This is a genomic window from Streptomyces lincolnensis, from assembly GCF_001685355.1.
In the GTDB taxonomy this organism is placed as follows: Bacteria; Actinomycetota; Actinomycetes; order Streptomycetales; family Streptomycetaceae; genus Streptomyces; species Streptomyces lincolnensis.
Genome location: NZ_CP016438.1, coordinates 7,291,925 through 7,309,401, shown reverse-complemented (window position 1 = coordinate 7,309,401; position 17,477 = coordinate 7,291,925). Strand labels below are relative to the sequence as shown.

The 17,477-nt window shown below is 73.2% G+C and carries 13 protein-coding genes; 4 read left to right on the top strand and 9 right to left on the bottom strand.

The genetic code is table 11. From position 1 onward, the window contains the following. The first annotated feature begins 63 nt into the window (after window positions 1–63). Window positions 64–3,102 (top strand): SCO5717 family growth-regulating ATPase, encoded by a 3,039-nt coding sequence (locus SLINC_RS32600; RefSeq protein ID WP_067440697.1) that lies wholly within the window; start codon window positions 64–66, stop codon window positions 3,100–3,102. 65 nt (window positions 3,103–3,167) lie between these two features. On the opposite strand, the gene SLINC_RS32595 is transcribed toward SLINC_RS32600, so the two are convergent. The 9 genes from SLINC_RS32595 to rimP form a co-directional block, all read right to left on the bottom strand. Then, complete coding sequence (locus SLINC_RS32595; RefSeq protein WP_067440694.1) at window positions 3,168–4,124, bottom strand: bifunctional riboflavin kinase/FAD synthetase; 957 nt, start codon at window positions 4,122–4,124, stop codon at window positions 3,168–3,170. Between the two features lie 144 nt (window positions 4,125–4,268). Further along, the gene (locus tag SLINC_RS32590; RefSeq protein WP_067440691.1) at window positions 4,269–7,667 is read right to left on the bottom strand and encodes a trypsin-like peptidase domain-containing protein; all 3,399 of its coding nucleotides are present in this window, start codon (window positions 7,665–7,667) and stop codon (window positions 4,269–4,271) included. 633 nt (window positions 7,668–8,300) lie between these two features. Then, a complete protein-coding gene (gene truB, locus SLINC_RS32585; RefSeq protein ID WP_067440688.1) occupies window positions 8,301–9,206 on the bottom strand; it encodes a tRNA pseudouridine(55) synthase TruB in 906 nt (301 codons plus the stop codon). Further along, window positions 9,203–9,655 (bottom strand): 30S ribosome-binding factor RbfA, encoded by a 453-nt coding sequence (rbfA, locus tag SLINC_RS32580; RefSeq protein WP_057616708.1) that lies wholly within the window; start codon window positions 9,653–9,655, stop codon window positions 9,203–9,205. The genes truB and rbfA overlap by 4 nt, the downstream gene beginning before the upstream one ends. 32 nt (window positions 9,656–9,687) lie before the next feature. Then, window positions 9,688–9,981 (bottom strand): DUF503 domain-containing protein, encoded by a 294-nt coding sequence (locus SLINC_RS32575; protein WP_067440685.1) that lies wholly within the window; start codon window positions 9,979–9,981, stop codon window positions 9,688–9,690. 148 nt (window positions 9,982–10,129) lie between these two features. Then, window positions 10,130–13,285: a translation initiation factor IF-2 gene (gene infB, locus SLINC_RS46475; protein WP_079164847.1), complete on the bottom strand. Its 3,156-nt coding sequence runs from the start codon at window positions 13,283–13,285 to the stop codon at window positions 10,130–10,132. Window positions 13,286–13,432: 147 nt separating this feature from the next. After that, window positions 13,433–13,711 (bottom strand): YlxR family protein, encoded by a 279-nt coding sequence (locus tag SLINC_RS46470; RefSeq protein WP_079164846.1) that lies wholly within the window; start codon window positions 13,709–13,711, stop codon window positions 13,433–13,435. A 115-nt stretch (window positions 13,712–13,826) separates the two neighbouring features. Then, entirely contained in the window at window positions 13,827–14,813 is a 987-nt protein-coding gene (nusA, locus tag SLINC_RS32560) for a transcription termination factor NusA (protein WP_067440677.1), read from the bottom strand. Window positions 14,814–14,815: 2 nt separating this feature from the next. Beyond that, window positions 14,816–15,343: a ribosome maturation factor RimP gene (rimP, locus tag SLINC_RS32555; RefSeq protein ID WP_067440674.1), complete on the bottom strand. Its 528-nt coding sequence runs from the start codon at window positions 15,341–15,343 to the stop codon at window positions 14,816–14,818. Between the two features lie 210 nt (window positions 15,344–15,553). On the opposite strand from rimP, the gene SLINC_RS32550 reads away from it, so the two are divergent. From SLINC_RS32550 to SLINC_RS32540, 3 genes are read left to right on the top strand one after another with little or no spacing between them, the layout of a single operon-like run. Then, on the top strand, window positions 15,554–16,093 hold the full coding sequence (locus SLINC_RS32550; RefSeq protein WP_067440671.1) for a hypothetical protein: 540 nt from the start codon (window positions 15,554–15,556) through the stop codon (window positions 16,091–16,093). Continuing rightward, entirely contained in the window at window positions 16,090–16,542 is a 453-nt protein-coding gene (locus tag SLINC_RS32545; protein ID WP_067440668.1) for a ferritin-like domain-containing protein, read from the top strand. The genes SLINC_RS32550 and SLINC_RS32545 overlap by 4 nt, the downstream gene beginning before the upstream one ends. A gap of 26 nt (window positions 16,543–16,568) precedes the next feature. Continuing rightward, window positions 16,569–17,459 carry an aminoglycoside phosphotransferase family protein gene (locus SLINC_RS32540; protein WP_067440665.1) on the top strand — a complete coding sequence of 297 codons (891 nt, stop codon included), beginning with the start codon at window positions 16,569–16,571 and terminating at the stop codon, window positions 17,457–17,459. Window positions 17,460–17,477: the final 18 nt, after the last annotated feature.

The following is a 17,477-nucleotide window of genomic DNA, read 5'->3' as shown; positions in this document are numbered from 1 at the left end:
TCGGACGACAGAAACGGTCGCCCCAGCACGGCTTGAGGGTGCTCGACCACACCAGGAGGAACTGTGAACAGCGATCGGGACGGGATCCGCGGGGGCTGGGACACACCCGACGACGACCAGTCCGACGCGGAGTCCGCCATCGAGTTGACGGGCGAGTTCACGATCGACTACGCGCCACCGGCCTGGTACACGCAGAACTCCTCGAACGCGGCTCCGGCGGCCCCGACACCGCCGCCCCCGGCGCCCTCCCCCGCCACGCCGCCCCCACCGGTCGGAGCTCCGGTGGCCGTGCCGGACCAGCCGCCCGCCGGTTCCTACCAGCAGCCCTGGTCGACCCCTGCCGCCGGTACGCCCGCACCGCAGGAGGACGAGTCCGGCGACCTCGTCAGCGGCGCGACCATGCGGATCTCGTCGTCCGCCCTCAAGCGCGAGATCGCGGAGCGCGCCGCCGCGGACGCCGCGGAGCCCTCCGGCGACACCTCCGGTGAGGACGCGGCCGAGAGCACCGCCCCCGCCGTCGCCGAACCGACCGCCGAGACCTCCGAGGCCGGTGCCGGAACCCCGACGGACGGCGGCGACACCTCCGCGGAGCCCGACGGCGACGCGTCCGAGCCCGCCGAGGTGAGCACCTCCGAGGAAGCCTCCGCCGACGAGACGGACGGCGCCACGGTCACGGCGGAGGAACCCGGGGCCGACCAGGAGACCGGCGAGGCCGCGCAGGAGCCGGAAGGCGCCGACGACGCCCAGGGCGCCCAGGTGCCCGACTCCCCGTCCACCGACGCTCCGTCCACAGACGGCTCGGCTCCACCCCAGGCCCCCGCGCCGGTGCCGGCACCCGCCCCGGACCCCCGCAGCCCCGCACCGGACGCCGCCACCGCTGCCCCCTCCCCCGCCGCCACCGCACCCGAGGCCCAGCCCGCCTGGACTCCCCCGCCGGCCCCGCAGAGCGGTGTCCCGCCGCTGCCGCCGTCCTACCAGCCCGCCGCGCCCGCCCCGGCGGCCCAGTGGCCGGCACAGCCGCAGCCGGACGCCGCCGCCCAGCCGGACCAGGCACCGAACCCCCAGGGCGGCTACGGCTTCCCGCAGCCCCAGGCCCAGCCGCAACCGCCGGCCCCCGCGCCGAACCCCCAGGGCGGCTACGGCTTCCCGCACCCCGGCAGCCAGCCCGGCGCCCACCCCGGTGCCCAGCCGCCCGCCGCCCCGCAGCAGCCGTTCCATCCGCAGGCCCCGCAGCCCGCACCGGCCGGCTGGAACCAGCCCCCGGCACCGGGGCAGCCCACGCCGCCCGCTGGCTACGGCTTCCCCCAGCCCGGCAGCGAGAACGCCGCCGCGCCCGCGACCCCGCCCACCCCTCCGGCCCCGCCGCAGGGTGGCTACGGCTTCCCGCACCCCCAGGCCCAGCCGCAACCGCCGGCCCCCGCGCCCAACGCCCAGGGTGGCTACGGCTTCCCGCACCCCGGCGCCCAGCCCGGTGCCCAGCCGCCCGCCGCCCCGCAGCCGTCCGGTTACGGCTTCCCGCAACCCGCGCCGGGCGCGCCGAACCAGCCCAACCCCCAGGCCCAGCAGGGCGGTTACGGCTTCCCCCAGCCGCCCCAGCCGCCCGCGCAGCAGGGCCACCCGGGAGCCCCGCAACAGCCCAACCCGGCGCACCCCCACGCGCCGCACCCCAACGCAGCGCCGCCGAACGCTCCCCAGCCCCAGCCTCAACCCCAGCAGTACCCCGCGCAGCCCCCGGCCGCCGGGCCCGGCCCCGACGCCGCTGCCGCCTGGCCGCAGGCCATGCAGCACGACCAGCGGCACACGGCCAACCCCAGTGCCACGCCGCTGGGTTACACCGCGGCCGTGGAGCTGTCCTCGGACCGGCTGATCAACAGCAAGAAGCAGAAGGCGAAGAGCAGTCGTCCGACGGCCGGCGGCAAGTTCAAGCTGGGCGGCAAGAAGGAAGAGGCCGAGCGCCAGCGCAAGTTGGAGCTCATCCGCACGCCGGTGCTGTCCTGCTACCGCATCGCCGTCATCAGCCTGAAGGGCGGCGTCGGCAAGACGACCACCACCACGGCCCTCGGCTCCACGCTCGCCATCGAGCGCCAGGACAAGATCCTCGCGATCGACGCCAACCCGGACGCCGGCACGCTCGGCCGCCGGGTACGGCGCGAGACCGGGGCCACCATCCGCGACCTCGTCCAGGCGATCCCGCACCTCAACTCGTACATGGACATCCGGCGGTTCACCTCCCAGGCGCCCTCCGGCCTGGAGATCATCGCCAACGACGTCGACCCGGCCGTCTCGACGACCTTCAACGACGAGGACTACCGGCGCGCGATCGACGTGCTCGGCAACCAGTACCCGGTCATCCTGACCGACTCCGGTACCGGTCTGCTCTACAGCGCCATGCGCGGGGTGCTCGACCTCGCCGACCAGCTCATCATCATCTCCACACCGTCCGTGGACGGTGCGAGCAGCGCCAGTACGACGCTGGACTGGCTGTCGGCGCACGGATACGCCGACCTCGTCTCGCGGTCCATCACCGTCATCTCGGGGGTCCGCGAGACCGGCAAGATGATCAAGGTCGAGGACATCGTGACGCACTTCGAGACCCGGTGCCGGGGCGTGATCGTCGTGCCCTTCGACGAGCACCTGTCCGCCGGTGCCGAGGTCGACCTCGACATGATGCGGCCGAAGGTCCGGGAGGCGTACTTCAACCTCGCGGCGATGGTCGCCGAGGACTTCGTCCGCCACCAGCAGATGCACGGCCTGTGGACCAACGAGGGCAGCAACCAGCAGCCCCCGCTCGTCGCCCCGCCGATGCCGGGCCAGCAGATGCCGGGCCAGCCGTACCCCGGCCAGGCCCCGGGCCAGCCGACCCCGTACCCGCAGCAGCCCGGCCAGCCGGGCCAGCCGGCCCCGGGACAGCCGTACGGCCAGCCCTACCCGCAGCAGGGCCCGCCGCCCGCCCAGCCCGGACACCCCGGGCAGCAGCCCTACCCGCAACAGGGCCAGCCCCCGGCGGGCCCCCCGCAGCAGGAGGGCTACGGCTATCCGCCCCAGGGCTACGGCTATCCCCAGCCGGGCCAGGCCCCGCCCCCGCCGCCCCCACAGCAGTAGCCGCACGTACACGAAAGGCGGCCGGTGCCTTCGGGCACCGGCCGCCTTTCGTCGTCGTAGGCGAACTACTCGCCGGAACTCGCCCCCGCGACCAGCTCACGGCAGCGCTTGACGTCCTCGCCGATCTGGACGAGCAACGCGTCGAGCGTGTCGAACTTCGCCTGGCCGCGGACGAAGGCGAGGAAGTCGACGCAGACGTGCAGGCCGTACAGGTCGAGGCCGACGCGGTCGATGGCGTACGCCTCCACCGTGCGCTCGGTGCCGTCGAACTGCGGGTTGGTGCCGACGGAGATCGCGGCGGGCATCGCCTCTCCCTCGACGTGCAGCCAGCCGGCGTAGACGCCGTCGGCGGGGATGGCGGTGTGGGGCAGGGTCTCGACGTTGGCCGTCGGGAAGCCCATCTCGCGGCCGCGCTGGGCGCCGCGGACGACCACGCCCTCCACCCGGTGCGGGCGGCCCAGGATCTCGGCGGCGCCCTCGACGTCGCCCTCGGCGACCAGGCGCCGGGTCAGGGTCGAGGAGAAGGGTTCGCCGCCGCCCGCCTCGCCGGACACGTACAGGTCGACGACCTCGACCTCGAAGTCGTAGACCTTGCCCTGCTCGGTGAGGAAGTCCACGTTCCCGGCGGCCTTGTGGCCGAAGCGGAAGTTGGGGCCCTCGACGACCGCCTTGGCGTGCAGCTTGTCGACCAGGACCTTGACGACGAAGTCGGCCGGCGACAGCTTCGAGAACTCCGTGGTGAAGGGCAGGATCAGCACCGCGTCCACGCCCAGCTCGGCCATGAGGTCGGCGCGGCGGTGGTGCGGGGCGAGCAGCGGCGGGTGGCTGCCGGGGCGGACGACCTCGCTGGGGTGCGGGTCGAAGGTGACGACGACCGCGGGGACGCCCAGCTCGCGGGCGCGGTCCACGGCGTGCCGCATGATCAGCTGGTGTCCGCGGTGGACTCCGTCGTAGGAGCCGATGGTGACGACGCTGCGCCCCCAGTCCTCGGGGATGTCCTCCAAGCCACGCCAGCGCTGCACTGTGACTGCTCCTTGTCGCAAACTCGTCGAACCCGTGTCCGTGGTTGCCTCGTAACGCAGGTCTAAGGGTGCCATGCCGGGCGCTTCGGACCCGCATCGGCATGGGGGCTGTGACCCGGCGCACGTGGACTCGGCACGGTCCCGTCACGCGGGGACGCGGACACCCGCCAGATTCTCGATCATCCGGCGGGCGCTGGGGCCCACCACCGCCGCCCACTCCTGCGGGGTGTCGGTCAGCCAGCCGACGAGGCGTGCGGCGAAGCCGGGGACGTGTCGTCCCAGGTCGACGAGGTCGCGGTCGAAGAGGGCGGCTCCTTCGGGCGTACGGACGAGGAGGAGGCCGGTGCGGTGGACGAGACCGCGGGCACACAGCGGGTCGTCGCGGCGCGCGGCCGCCGCGTGCAGGACGGCGACCAGGACGGAGGGGGCGTGTTCCTGGCTCAGGAGGATCTCCAGGAGCTCCTGGCGCAGCGGGCGGGAGGCGGGCGTGCCGGAGGCGGTCAGAACGGTCGCGAGGGCGGCTCGCACCTGCTCGGAGCCGCCGTGCAGCAGGCCGGTGACCAGCGGCAGGAGTACCGCCCGGGCCGTCGGCCCGTGGTCCAGGCGCCGGTCGACGTACGCGGCCACGTGCACGGCGCTCTCCGGGCGCCGCTCCACCGCCTCCCGCACCAGGTCGGCGACCCGGCGGGCCGGGGTGGGCGTGGTGACGTCGGCGAGGGTGCGCAGCGCCTCCCCGGCGTCCGGGCGGCGCAGCCGCGCGCGGAAGGCGTCCAGGACCTGGTCCGGGTGGCTGGCCAGGGCGGGGACCAGCGCGCCGGCCGGCAGCTGCGGGTCACCGGCCACGAAGTGCCCGAGGGCCTGCGGGAGATGGCGGGCGCGGGTGACCGGGTCCCGGACCAGGAGGGCGAGCGCGCCGCCGTGCAGGGTGCAGTCGGCGGGGCGGGCGAGCAGGGCGAGGGCGGCGTAGCGCAGCAGTTCGCGGTCGGCCTCGGTGCGGAGGTGCGGGGCGGCGCGCAGTCCGTACGCCACCGCGGCGACCCGTCGCGCGGGCCGCTCGTCGTGCGCCCACCGGTCGACGGCCCGGCAGATCGCCGACGGCTCGTCCTCCGCGAGAACGGCGAGCAGTTCGTCGGCCCTGGCGTGCGCGCAGTCCACGAGCACCTCGGTGAGGTCGTCCAGCGCCCCGTGGCGGTGCGTGTGCAGCAGCGCCTGCGCGGCCGTCGCCACGGTCGCGTCCGGGGTGGCCGGCAGCGGCCGCTCGTCGTCGAACCAGCGGGTGAGGTGGGGTGGTACGGCGGTGGGATCGGCGGTCAGCAGTGCGGCCACGGCGTCCAGGAACCGCGGACCGTCCTCGTGCGGCGGCCCGTCGGCCAGGACGAGCCTGCGCAGGAGCTCGAAGCGGGTGCCGTGCGGGAGCGCCAGGGCGGTCCACAGGTCGGGCCCGAACTCGGCCGGTACCGGGCATCCGCGCCGCCGCCAGGCGACGACGCGGTCGATGAGCAGATGGAGTACGGCGGTGTACGGCGTCGCGTCCGGGACCCGCCGCAGAACCTCGGCGAGGAGCCTGGCGGCCCACCAGGAGTCCGGGTCGGCGTCCAGCGCGTACACCAACTCCTCCAGGCGCAGCGCGAGTTGAGGGGTGCCGTGCTGCCGGGCCAGGAGCAGCAGGGCCTGGACGACGGGGCCGATGCGGTGGTGCGGGACGGGGAGCGGACGGTCCGGGTGGAGGTGGGTGCGGCGGTGGACGAGGGCGCGCAGTGCCTCGTCCAGGTCCAGGTGCATGCCCTGGATCCAGTCGGCGAGTTCCTCGTGGGCGAAGCGGTAGCCGTTGCCGGCGGGCACGAGCAGGCCCTCGGTGAGGACGGCCGAGGCCCAGCCGGTGCCACCGCCGAGGCGCGCAGGGGCCTGGCCCCAGGGGAACACCGCCTCGAACGACTGCCGGTCCAGCTCGCCCTGTCCCGGGCCGAGACTGCGGCGGGCGGCCTCGTGGACCTGCCCGGACACCTTGGCGGCCAGCCGGCGTACGGCGGTGCCCCGGAGGCCGTTCTGGGCGGCGAGGCGGACGGCGATGCGGAGGCACATGAGGTCGAGGTGGGCGGAGAAGACGTCGTCGCGGTCGATGGGGGCGTCGCTCTGGATGCCAGGGATGCCTTGCACGCTCTGGAGCGCTGCGTGGATCTCCGCGTACAGGCGGAGCGTGAGGGGGTGGCGGGCGTCGGTGAGGGCGCCCTCGGGGATCCGGTAGCGCGTGCGGGCCTCGGCAGCCTCCTGGTCGGTCAGGTCCCCGAGGTGCACGGTGTGCAGCAGGTCCCGGGAGAAGGCCGAACCCGCCTTCTCCCAGTACTCCGGTCGGCAGGCGACCACCAGCCGTGCCCCTGTCTCCCGCAGCCACTTCGCCGTGCCGTCGCTCCAGGCGGGGAGGCGGTGAGCCAGGACGGGGGGCATCTCCTCGGGACCGTCGAGGAGGAGCAGGAGGGGGCGGCCGGCGGTACGGGAGAGGTGGGCCAGGCGCTCCGGTGTGATGTCACCGAGGTCCGCTGGGTCCGTGGACTGCGAGGCGGCGACGATCCTGGCCGCCCGGGCCAGCGCCCTGCCCGCCGCGTCCGCCACGGAGCCGTCGTCGTCCTTGAGGTCGGCACCCCGCAGCCACAGCGTGGGCGCCGGTTCCGCACTCCGGTGCCGCCGAGCGGCCAGGGCAGCGAGCTCCGTCGTACGACCACTCCCAGGCACCCCGACCAGCCCGAGCACGAGGGCCGGCCCTCGCAGAAACTTCTCCAACTCCCCCGCTGCGACGGCCCGTTCGACCGGCCCCACGCCCCCGCACCACCCGGAGCCGGACGTCCCCGCGTCCGGCTGACCGGCCCCCGTCGGCCCGTCCTGTCCCACGGAGGTCGCCGTCAGTTCCAGCACGCCCGCGAGGTTGAGGTCGGTGTCGTACGCGGGAACCGTCGCCGCGTTCCTGAGGAGGAGGTCGGCGAGGGCAGCGTGCGCGGCGGGTCGCAGGGGCACCGCGAAGCCGACGTCCCGGTGACCGCTCTGAAGTGCCGTGCCGAGGACGCCGATCACGGCACCGGTCGTGGCGTCGAGCACCGGCCCTCCCGCGGCCCCGCCGCCCAGGCGCAGCGCGTCGCGGCCGGCGGTTCCGATCGCCAACTCCAGTACGTCGTCGAGGAGACGGAAGCGATCCGTGGCCGTGTACGTCACTCCGCCCGAGCCCAGCACCCGGGCCTCACGCCAGCAGCCGGCCGGGAGCCTCACATACGTGCCGGTCTCGATGCGGTCCCGCACGGTCACCGGAAGCGGGTCCACGCCCAGGCCCTCGGTGCGTACGAGGGCCAGGTCCAGGTCGGGCAGCGGGGTCACCGCGTCGGCGGTCACGACACAACTGCGGTCCCCGGCGCCGTACAGCACGAGCCGGGACAGTCCGTCGACGGTCTCGTGGCTGGTGACGACCGTACCGTGATGATCAGCGACGAACCCGACGCCCCGGGGCCGACCGGCGAGGTCCCGGAACCGGACGAGCGCCTCGTCCCACCCGGCCACTGCCCCCGACTTCGCAGCCCTTACCCCTGGGCCCGGCCTCTGCTCTACCGCCGCACTCGACCTTGCCCCTGCCTCCGACGTCGACTCCGCCCCCGCTCCCGACCTCGGCTCAGCCTCCGCCACAGCCCCTGACGCCCGATCCGCCCGTCCCCCAGACCACGGCCCCAACTCCGGCCGCGCCCCGGGCCCGGACACCGGCCCCGGCGCCCACTCCCCCGCCGGCACCGCTCCAAGCTCCTGTTCCGCCCCGACATGCCGGTCCCGCGCACGCCGGTCCTCTTCCGTCCGCCGGGACGGACGTGGGGCGTCGCGGGTGTCGTCGGGCTGCGGGCCCCGTCCCGCCATGGTCGAACCTCCCCGCCGTACGCACGCGCTCGATTCCCGTACTGCTGTGTGCGCGTGCCTCTATTCGACGGTAGGCGCGGGATGATCAGCGGGACAGATCGTGCGGGGAACGCGCCCCCTCCCACTCCCCCGGTTCACTCCGAGCGCCTGCCCGGTCGGGTGAATGGACGGGGGCAGCTGGATACACCCTAGGGGTGGGGGAACCGAGGGGGACCGTGGAGCGGCGGGACGACGACCCCGTGTTCGCCGCTCCACGGGCGGACCTACAGCGGACGGCCAGCGAGAGGCTCAGCCGAAGACGGCCAGGCTCTTCGCCTTGCCCTTCTGTTCCTCGACGAGGGCGAGGAAGACCCCCTCGGGGTCGAACACGGCGACGGCGCCCTTGCCGACGTACTCCTCGGGCATGTCGAGCCGGACACCGTTGGTGAGCAGCTTGGCGCGCCGGGCGTCGACGTCCCAGCGGGGGAACGCGGCGGTGGCGGCCTCGGCGATCGGCATGACGGTCAGGTCCTGCTGGAGCTGGTCGAGGGTCCGGGCCGAGTCCAGCTTGTACGGGCCGACGCGGGTCCGGCGCAGCGCCGTGAGATGGCCGCCCACTCCGAGGCCGGCGCCCAGGTCGCGGGCGAGCGCCCGGATGTAGGTGCCGGACGAGCAGACCACCGACACCACCAGGTCCAGGACCGGGGTGCCGTCCTCGGCGACGGTGTCCCGGATGTCGTGGACCGCGAAGGAGGAGACGGTGACGGGACGGGCGGGGATGTCGAACTCCTCGCCGTCGCGGGCCCGCTTGTAGGAGCGGACGCCGTTGATCTTGATGGCGCTGACCTTGGACGGCACCTGCATGATGCGGCCGGTCAGCTCGGCGATGCCGGCGTCGACGGCGTCGCGGGTGACCTTCGAGGCGTCGACCGACCCCGTGATCTCGCCCTCGGCGTCGTCGGTCAGCGTCGTCTGGCCCAGGCGGATCGTGCCCAGGTACTCCTTCTCGGTCAGCGCGAGATGGCCGAGGAGCTTGGTGGCCCGCTCCACGCCGAGGACGAGGACGCCCGTCGCCATGGGGTCGAGGGTGCCCGCGTGCCCGACACGGCGGGTCCTGGCGATCCCGCGCATCTTGGCCACGACGTCGTGCGAAGTGAAGCCCGACGGCTTGTCGACGATGACAAGGCCGTCGGGCGTCCGGATCTTCTCGGTCATTCGGCGGCGTCGTCCGTCTCGTCCTCGTCGCCCGGCTTCCGGTACGGGTCGGCCTCGCCGGCGTACTTGGCACCGGCCGAGACCTCGCGCACCTTCTCGTCCGACTGGCGGGCCTTGTCGAGGAGGTCGTCGATGGTCTTGGCGGTGTCGGGCAGCGCGTCGGCCACGAAGGTCAGCGTCGGGGTGAACTTCACACCCGCCGCCGCCCCCACCGCGGAGCGGAGCACGCCCTTGGCGCTCTCCAGTCCGGCGGCCGCGGCCGCCCGCTCCTCGTCGCCCCCGTACACCGTGTAGAAGACGGTCGCCTCCCGCAGGTCACCCGTGACCCGGGTGTCCGTGATGGTGACGTGTGAGCCGAGCCGCGGGTCCTTGATCCCGCGCAGCAGCTTCTGGGCCACCACCTCTCGGATGAGGTCCGCCAGCCTCTTGGCGCGCGCGTTGTCGGCCACTGGTCCGTCTCCTTAAGTACTTATCTCTTGCTTCAGTCTTCGTCGCTGTGGAGTCTGCGTCGAACCGAGAGCAGTTCCACCTCGGGCCGACCGGCGACCATCCGCTCGCAGCGGTCCAGTACGTCGGTGAGATGGCCCGTGTCCCCGGAGACCACCGCGAGCCCGATCTCCGCTCTGCGGTGCAGGTTCTGGCTGCCCGTCTCCGCCACACTCACCGGGTACTTGCGCTGGAGCTCGGCCACGATCGGACGGACGAGAGAGCGTTTCTCCTTCAGCGAGTGGACGTCGCCGAGGAGCAGGTCGAAGGACAGAGTCCCCACATACATGTGTTGTCCGGATGTCCCGCCGGTTCGGGGTACGGGCGCCACGCTTCGACGCCGATACAGGAACCGTACACGCAACGGCCGGGGCCGATCGACGGAAATTCCCTGAGGAACTTCCCCGCCGACCGGCCCCGATCGCGTGCTGTGACGGTCAGACGCGCGGCTTCTCGCGCATCTCGTACGTCGCGATGACGTCGTCGACCTTGATGTCGTTGAAGTTTCCGAGGTTGATACCGCCCTCGAAGCCTTCGCGGATCTCGGTGACGTCGTCCTTGAAGCGACGCAGACCCTCGATGTTGAGGTTCTCCGCGATGACCTTGCCGTCGCGGACCAGGCGCGCCTTGGTGTTGCGCTTGACCTCGCCGGAGCGGATGAGAACACCCGCGATGTTGCCCAGCTTGGACGACTTGAAGACCTCGCGGATCTCCGCCGTACCGAGCTCGACCTCTTCGTACTCCGGCTTGAGCATGCCCTTGAGGGCCGCCTCGATCTCCTCGATCGCCTGGTAGATGACCGAGTAGTAGCGGACGTCCACGCCTTCGCGCTCTGCCATCTGCTGCGCACGCCCGGCGGCGCGCACGTTGAAGCCGATCACGATGGCGTCCGAGCCCATCGCCAGGTCGATGTCCGACTCCGTGACCGCACCGACGCCGCGGTGCAGGACCCGGATGTCGACCTCTTCGCCGACGTCCAGCTGGAGCAGGGAGGACTCGAGAGCCTCGACGGAACCAGAAGCGTCACCCTTGATGATGAGGTTGAGCTGCTGGACCTCGCCGGCCTTGAGCACCTTGTCCAGGTCCTCCAGGGAGACGCGGCGCGTGCGCTTGGCGAAGGCCGCGTTGCGCTCACGGGCGGCGCGCTTCTCGGCGATCTGACGGGCCGTACGGTCCTCGTCGACCACCAGGAAGTTGTCGCCCGCACCCGGGACGTTGGTCAGGCCCAGGACCTGGACCGGCGTCGACGGGCCGGCCTCGGCCAGGCTGTTGCCGTTGTCGTCGTGCATCGCCCGGACTCGGCCGTACGCGTCGCCGACCACCATGGTGTCGCCGACCCGCAGCGTGCCTCGCTGGACGAGGACCGTCGACACGGCACCGCGGCCGCGGTCGAGACGGGACTCGATCGAGATGCCCTGCGCGTCCTGGTTCGGGTTGGCCCGCAGGTCGAGCGAGGCGTCGGCCGTCAGGATCACGGCCTCCAGCAGGGAGTCGATGTTGAGACCCTGCCTGGCGGAGATGTCGACGAACATGGTGTCGCCGCCGTACTCCTCGGCCACGAGGCCGTACTCGGTCAGCTGACCGCGCACCTTGGTCGGGTCCGCGCCCTCGACGTCGATCTTGTTGACCGCGACGACGATCGGGACCTCGGCCGCCTTGGCGTGGTTGAGCGCCTCGACCGTCTGCGGCATGACGCCGTCGTTGGCCGCGACGACCAGGATCGCGATGTCGGTCGACCTCGCACCACGGGCACGCATGGCGGTGAACGCCTCGTGACCCGGGGTGTCGATGAAGGTGATCTTGCGCTCTTCGCTGTTGACCTCGGTCGCGACCTGGTAGGCACCGATGTGCTGGGTGATGCCGCCGGCCTCGCCCGCGATGACGTTCGTCTTGCGGATGGCGTCGAGCAGTCGGGTCTTACCGTGGTCGACGTGACCCATGACGGTGACGACCGGCGGACGGACCACCAGGTCCTCCTCGTCGCCCTCGTCCTCGCCGAACTCGATGTCGAAGGACCCCAGAAGCTCGCGGTCCTCCTCCTCGGGGCTGACGATCTGAACGGTGTAGTTCATCTCGTCGGCGAGGAGCTGCAGCGTCTCGTCGGAGACGGACTGCGTGGCCGTGACCATCTCGCCGAGGTTCATCATGACCGCGACGAGCGACGCCGGGTTGGCGTTGATCTTCTCCGCGAAGTCGGTGAGGGAGGCACCGCGCGACAGGCGAACGGTCTCGCCGTTGCCGCGAGGCAGCATCACGCCGCCGACCGACGGGGCCTGCATGGCCTCGTACTCCTGGCGCCTCTGCCGCTTCGACTTGCGACCACGACGCGCGGGACCGCCGGGACGACCGAAGGCGCCCTGCGTGCCACCACGACCGCCCGGACCACCGGGACGGCCACCGAAGCCGGGACGACCGCCGCCGCCACCGCCGGGACCACCGGGACGACCGGCGAAACCGCCGCCACCGCCACCGGGACCACCGGGACGACCGGCGAAACCGCCGCCACCGCCACCGGGACCGGCCGGACGACCGGCGAAGCCGCCGCCACCCGGACGACCGCCGCCGCCACCGGGACGACCGCCGCCACCGGGACCGCGGCCACCGGGGCCACCGCCGCCGGGACGCGGGCCGGCAGCCGGACGCTGCGGCATCATGCCGGGGTTGGGACGCGCACCGCCGGGACCGCCGCCGGGACGCGGACCGCCGCCCTGCGGACGGGGCATGCCACCGGGGCTGGGACGCGCGCCGCCCGGGGACTGCGGACGGGGACCGCCCGAAGCGCCCTGGGGACGGGGACCGCCCTGACCCTGGCCCTGCGGACGCGGGGCGCCGCCGGGAGCACCGGGGCCACCCGGGCCGCCGGGACGCGGGGCACCGCCCGGACGGGGCGCCTGCGGGCGCGCCATGCCGGTGGAGCCACCAGAGGTGAACGGGTTGTTGCCCGGACGGGGACCGGCCGGACGGCCACCGGGACGCGGGGCCTGACCACCCTGGCGCGGAGCGCCGGAACGGTCGCCACGCTCACCACGGCCCTGACCACCCTGGCCGGGACCACCCGGACGCGGGGCGCCGGGACGCGGCGACTGACCGGCGGGACGCGCGGCGCCCGGACGCGGGCCGGAGCCCTGAGCCGGGGCGGAACCCTGAGCCGGGGCAGAACCCTGAGCCGGGGCGGCGGGAGCCGACGGGGGGGCCGTGAACTCGGGCGTGGTCGGAGCCGGGGACGCCGGGGCGGGCCGCGGCGCGGGCTTCGGGCCCGGAGTGGGACGCGGGCCGGGAGCAGCCGGGGCGGCGGGCGCCGCGGGCTTCTCGGCCGCGGCCGGCTTGGGAGCCGGCGGGCGCGGGGCGGCCGGACGGGCTGCCTGCGCCGGAGAGGGGGCTGCCGGCCTGGCCGGGGCAGCCTTGCGTGCGGAAGCGGGCTTGCCGCCTCCGTTGCCCTGCTGGAGGGCGTCAGTCAACTTGCGTACAACGGGCGCCTCGATCGTCGAGGACGCCGAACGGACGAATTCACCGAGTTCTTGGAGCTTGGCCATGACGACCTTGCTCTCCACCCCGAACTCCTTGGCGAGTTCGTATACCCGGACCTTAGCCACTTCGCTCCTTTTAGGTCCGGGTTGCGTCCGGACCGTCGCTACTTCATGGGCGTACTCATCGCGTGCTCATCGAGTGCTCATCGCAATCTCGACCTACTTCCAACTCGCGGGGTACCTGGGCCGCACGGGGGTTCCGCACGACGCTTCTTACGGTGTTGCCTGCTCGACATAGAGACGCAACGCCTTTGTGTCCAGCGCTCCCGGGGCGCGCAACGCCCTTGGGAACGCCCGACGGCGTACCGCCAGATCGAAACAGACCAGGGCGGGGTGCACGTAAGCACCCCGGCCGGGCAGCGTACCGCGATCATCGGGGACGCATTCGCCCTCGACCGCCACGATCCGCAGCAAGTCCTTCTTGGCCGCTCGCTCCCGGCACCCCACACAGGTGCGCTCAGGGCATGCTCGGGCGTGCGTCCGGCCAGACACTCTTAAGTCTACCTCCCCGTACCGACCTCACCCCTTTGGGGCAAGAATCGAACGGCTGTTGTCGTGATCTAAGCGGCGTGCGGCTTGGATCTATTCCTCCGCCGCCGCACCTGCCTCATTCGGCCGGCTGCTCGGTGTCCGGTCGGATGTCGATCCGCCAGCCCGTGAGACGGGCCGCGAGACGGGCGTTCTGCCCTTCCTTGCCGATCGCCAGCGACAGCTGGTAGTCGGGGACGGTCACCCGGGCGGACCGGGCCGCCATGTCCACGACCTCCACCTTGGAGACCCGGGCCGGTGAGAGCGCGTTCGCCACCATCTCGGCCGGGTCGTCCGACCAGTCGACGATGTCGATCTTCTCACCGTTCAGCTCGCCCATGACATTGCGCACCCGGCCGCCCATGGGGCCGATGCAGGCGCCCTTGGCGTTCAGACCGGAGCGTGTGGACCGGACGGCGATCTTCGTACGGTGACCGGCCTCACGGGCGATGGCGGCGATCTCGACGGATCCGTCGGCGATCTCCGGCACCTCCAGCGCGAAGAGCTTCTTCACCAGATTGGGATGTGTGCGGGACAGGGTGACCGAGGGACCGCGGACGCCCTTCGCCACCCGTACGACGTACGAGCGCAGGCGCATCCCGTGCGGGTACGTCTCGCCGGGGACCTGCTCCTGCACCGGCAGGATGGCCTCCAGCTTGCCGATGTCCACGAGCACGTTCTTCGGGTCGCGGCCCTGCTGGACCACACCGGTGACGATGTCGCCCTCACGGCCCGCGTACTCGCCGAGCGTCGCGTCGTCCTCGGCGTCGCGCAGCCGCTGGAGGATGACCTGCTTGGCGGTGGTGGCGGCGATCCGGCCGAAACCGGACGGGGTGTCGTCGAACTCCCGGGCCTCCTGGCCCTCTTCGAGGTCCTCGGGGTCCTCCTTCGCCCACACCGTCACGTGGCCGGTCTCCCGGTTGAGCTCCACGCGCGCGTGTCGGCGGCTTCCCTCGGTGCGGTGGTAGGCGATGAGGAGGGCCGACTCGATCGCCTCGACCAGCAGGGGGAAGGAGATCTCCTTCTCCCGTACCAAGCCCCGCAGGGCACTCATGTCGATGTCCACGGCTACGCCTCCTCCTCTTCCGTCATGTCCTTCTCGTCCTGCCTGTCCTGCTTGTCCTTGCGGTTGAACTCGACCTGGACCCGTGCCCGGTCGATGTCCGCGAAGGCGAGTCTGCGTGCGGTGGGCTTGCGGCCCTTGACTCCGGGCACCTCGACGTCGAGACCGTCCTCGTCGACCGTGAGGATCCTGGCGGTGAGTTCCTCGCCGTCGTGCAGCTGGAACTTGACCAGCCGGTCCACGGCTCGCGCGTAGTGCCGGTGCTCCTTGAGGAGGCGCTCCGCGCCCGGGGTGCCGACCTCCAGGGTGTACTCCCCCTGGCCCATCGCGTCCGTCTCGTCGAGCTTCGCCGAGAGCGCACGGCTCACATCGGCGATCCGGTCCAGGTCCGCTCCGGTGTCGGAGTCGACGACGACGCGCAGCACACGCTTGCGTCCGACCGAGTCCACCGCGATCTCTTCGAGATCCAGGCCCTGTGAGCTGACGAGCGGTTCCAGAAGTTCTCGAAGCCTCTCGCTCTGGGTGGTGCTCATCCGGGTGACTCCTCGGCCGCGTGTGCTGTTGTGGGAAGGTCGCGTGTCTGGTCAAAGGGTATCCGGTCCCAGGGGGTGTTGCCGTCCAGGTGACGCCCGGGAGCTCGGTTCCCGCCGCCCCCGGGTGGGTTGCCGCGAGGGCGGTCGGATGCGCGGGTACCGTGATCACCTGCGCTGTCCGTTCGTACGAATCTCCCGAGGACGTCTGCCGTGCCGTACCCCCCACCGCCGCGCTTCCCCTCGGGGCCGCGCCGAAGAACCCTGCTCGCCTCGGTCGCCGGGGGCGTCCTTGTGGCGGGCTGCTCCGCCGGGTCCGGGGAGTCCGAGGAGGGCACCGGCGGCAGTCCGTCGGTCACCGAGCAGACACGGGTGCGGGCGGCCCGGGACAGCCAGGGGCTGGCCGAGCGGTACGACGCCGTCCTCGGCGCGTATCCCACGCTGGCGGAGCGGCTGGAACCGCTGCGGGCGGAGGTCGTACGGCACACGGAGGCCCTCGGGGGTGTCGGGAAACCGTCCGCCTCCTCCCCTCCCCCGTCTGCCTCCTCCCCTTCCCCCTCGGCCTCCGCGCCCCCCGCGGTTCCCGGGAGCGAGAAGGACGCCGTGGCCGAGCTGGCCGCCGCCGAGCGGGCGCTCGCGGACCGGCGGGCGAAGGCCCTGCTCGGCGTGGAGGGCGAGTTGGCGCGGCTGCTGGCCTCGGTGGCGGCGGCCGGCGCGGTGCACGCGTATCTGCTGACCGAGGGGGCCAGGTGAGCGAGGAGCTGGAAGCCCTGCAGAAGGCGCTGGCCGCCGAGCACGCCGCCGTCTACGGCTACGGCGTCGTCGGCGGACGGATCCGCGAGGACCGTCGTACGGAGGCCCGCGCGGCCTACGACGCCCATCGGGCCCGGCGGGACGCCCTGGTGCGTGCGGTGCGGGACCTGGGGGGCAGGCCGGTGGCCGCCGACGCGGCGTACGCGCTGCCCTTCCCGGTGCCGGACTCGGCCGCCGCGGTGCGGCTCGCCGCCCAACTGGAGGACCGGGTGGCCGGTGTGTACTCCGATCTGGTGCGGGCGGCCACCGGCGGGCGGCAGGGCACGGCTGCCCAGGCGCTGCGGGAGGCGGCGGTGCGGGCGGTGCGCTGGAACGGCGAGAGCGTAGCCTTCCCTGGGCTCGCCGAGCTGGCCGGCGGGGCATCGGCGTCGGCGACGCCCACGGAGTGACCCGTACGGAAGGAAACGACTCGCGCATGGCTTTCGAACCGCCGCGGCGGCTGGTCAGGGCGCTCGGGGAGAGCGCACCGGACGGTGACGGCTGGTTGGAGAGGCTGCCCGAGGCGGTCGAACGGGCCGTGGCATCACGCGAGCTGGCCGTGGAGCGGGTGCAGGTGCCCGGCGGGCGCAGCAGCCTGGTGATGCTGGTGCGGCGGCCCGACGGGACGCCCGCGGTGCTGAAGCTGGCGCCGCCGCGGGCCCGGCCGGAGAGCGAGCGGGCGGCGCTCGCGCACTGGGGCGGGCTGGGTGCCGTACAGCTGCTGGAGCCCGCCGTGACCGAGGGTGTGCTGGTCCTGGAGCGGCTGCACCCGGATGTGTCCGTGCGGTCGCTGCCGGAGGCGAAGGCACTCCTGGAGGCGGCGGGGACCTTGCGGCGGCTGTGGGTGGAGCCGCCCGGCGACCACGTCTTCGAGACGGTGGCCGAGCGGACCGCGCGGCAGGCCGCGGTGATGCGGGGCGCTTCCGCGGAGGTGGCGGGGCTGGTGGACGCGGCTCTCGCCGCGCGGGAGGAGCTGGTGGCCGCGCCGCCCGAACAGCGGTTGCTGCACGGGACGTTCCGGCAGAGCAAGGTGCTGGCCGGGGAGCGGATGCCGTGGCTCGCCGTGGGGCCGGATCCGGTGGTCGGGGAGTGCGCGTTCGATCTGGCCCGGCTGGTGCGGGACCGGGTGGAGGATCTGATCGCCTCGCCCTCGGGGGCGGCGACCACGCGGCGGCGGGTGAAGCGGCTCGCCGAGTCGTTGGACGTCGATCAGGAGCGGCTGCGGGGGTGGACGTTGTTCCGGGCCGTGGAGTCGGGGGTGCGCGCCCTCCGGGTGGGGCGGCCGAAGGATGGGGAGTTGCTGTTGGAGTTTGCGGGGTGGCTATGAGGTGGTGTGTCGTCTGCG

What these genes read in the sequence shown, in the direction of transcription:
- SLINC_RS32540 (WP_067440665.1), top strand. Translation starts at nt 16,569, where the DNA reads ATGGCTTTCGAACCGCCGCGGCGGCTGGTCAGGGCGCTCGGGGAGAGC.
- rimP (WP_067440674.1), bottom strand. Translation starts at nt 15,343, where the DNA reads ATGAGCACCACCCAGAGCGAGAGGCTTCGAGAACTTCTGGAACCGCTC.
- truB (WP_067440688.1), bottom strand. Translation starts at nt 9,206, where the DNA reads ATGACCGAGAAGATCCGGACGCCCGACGGCCTTGTCATCGTCGACAAG.
- SLINC_RS32575 (WP_067440685.1), bottom strand. Translation starts at nt 9,981, where the DNA reads ATGTATGTGGGGACTCTGTCCTTCGACCTGCTCCTCGGCGACGTCCAC.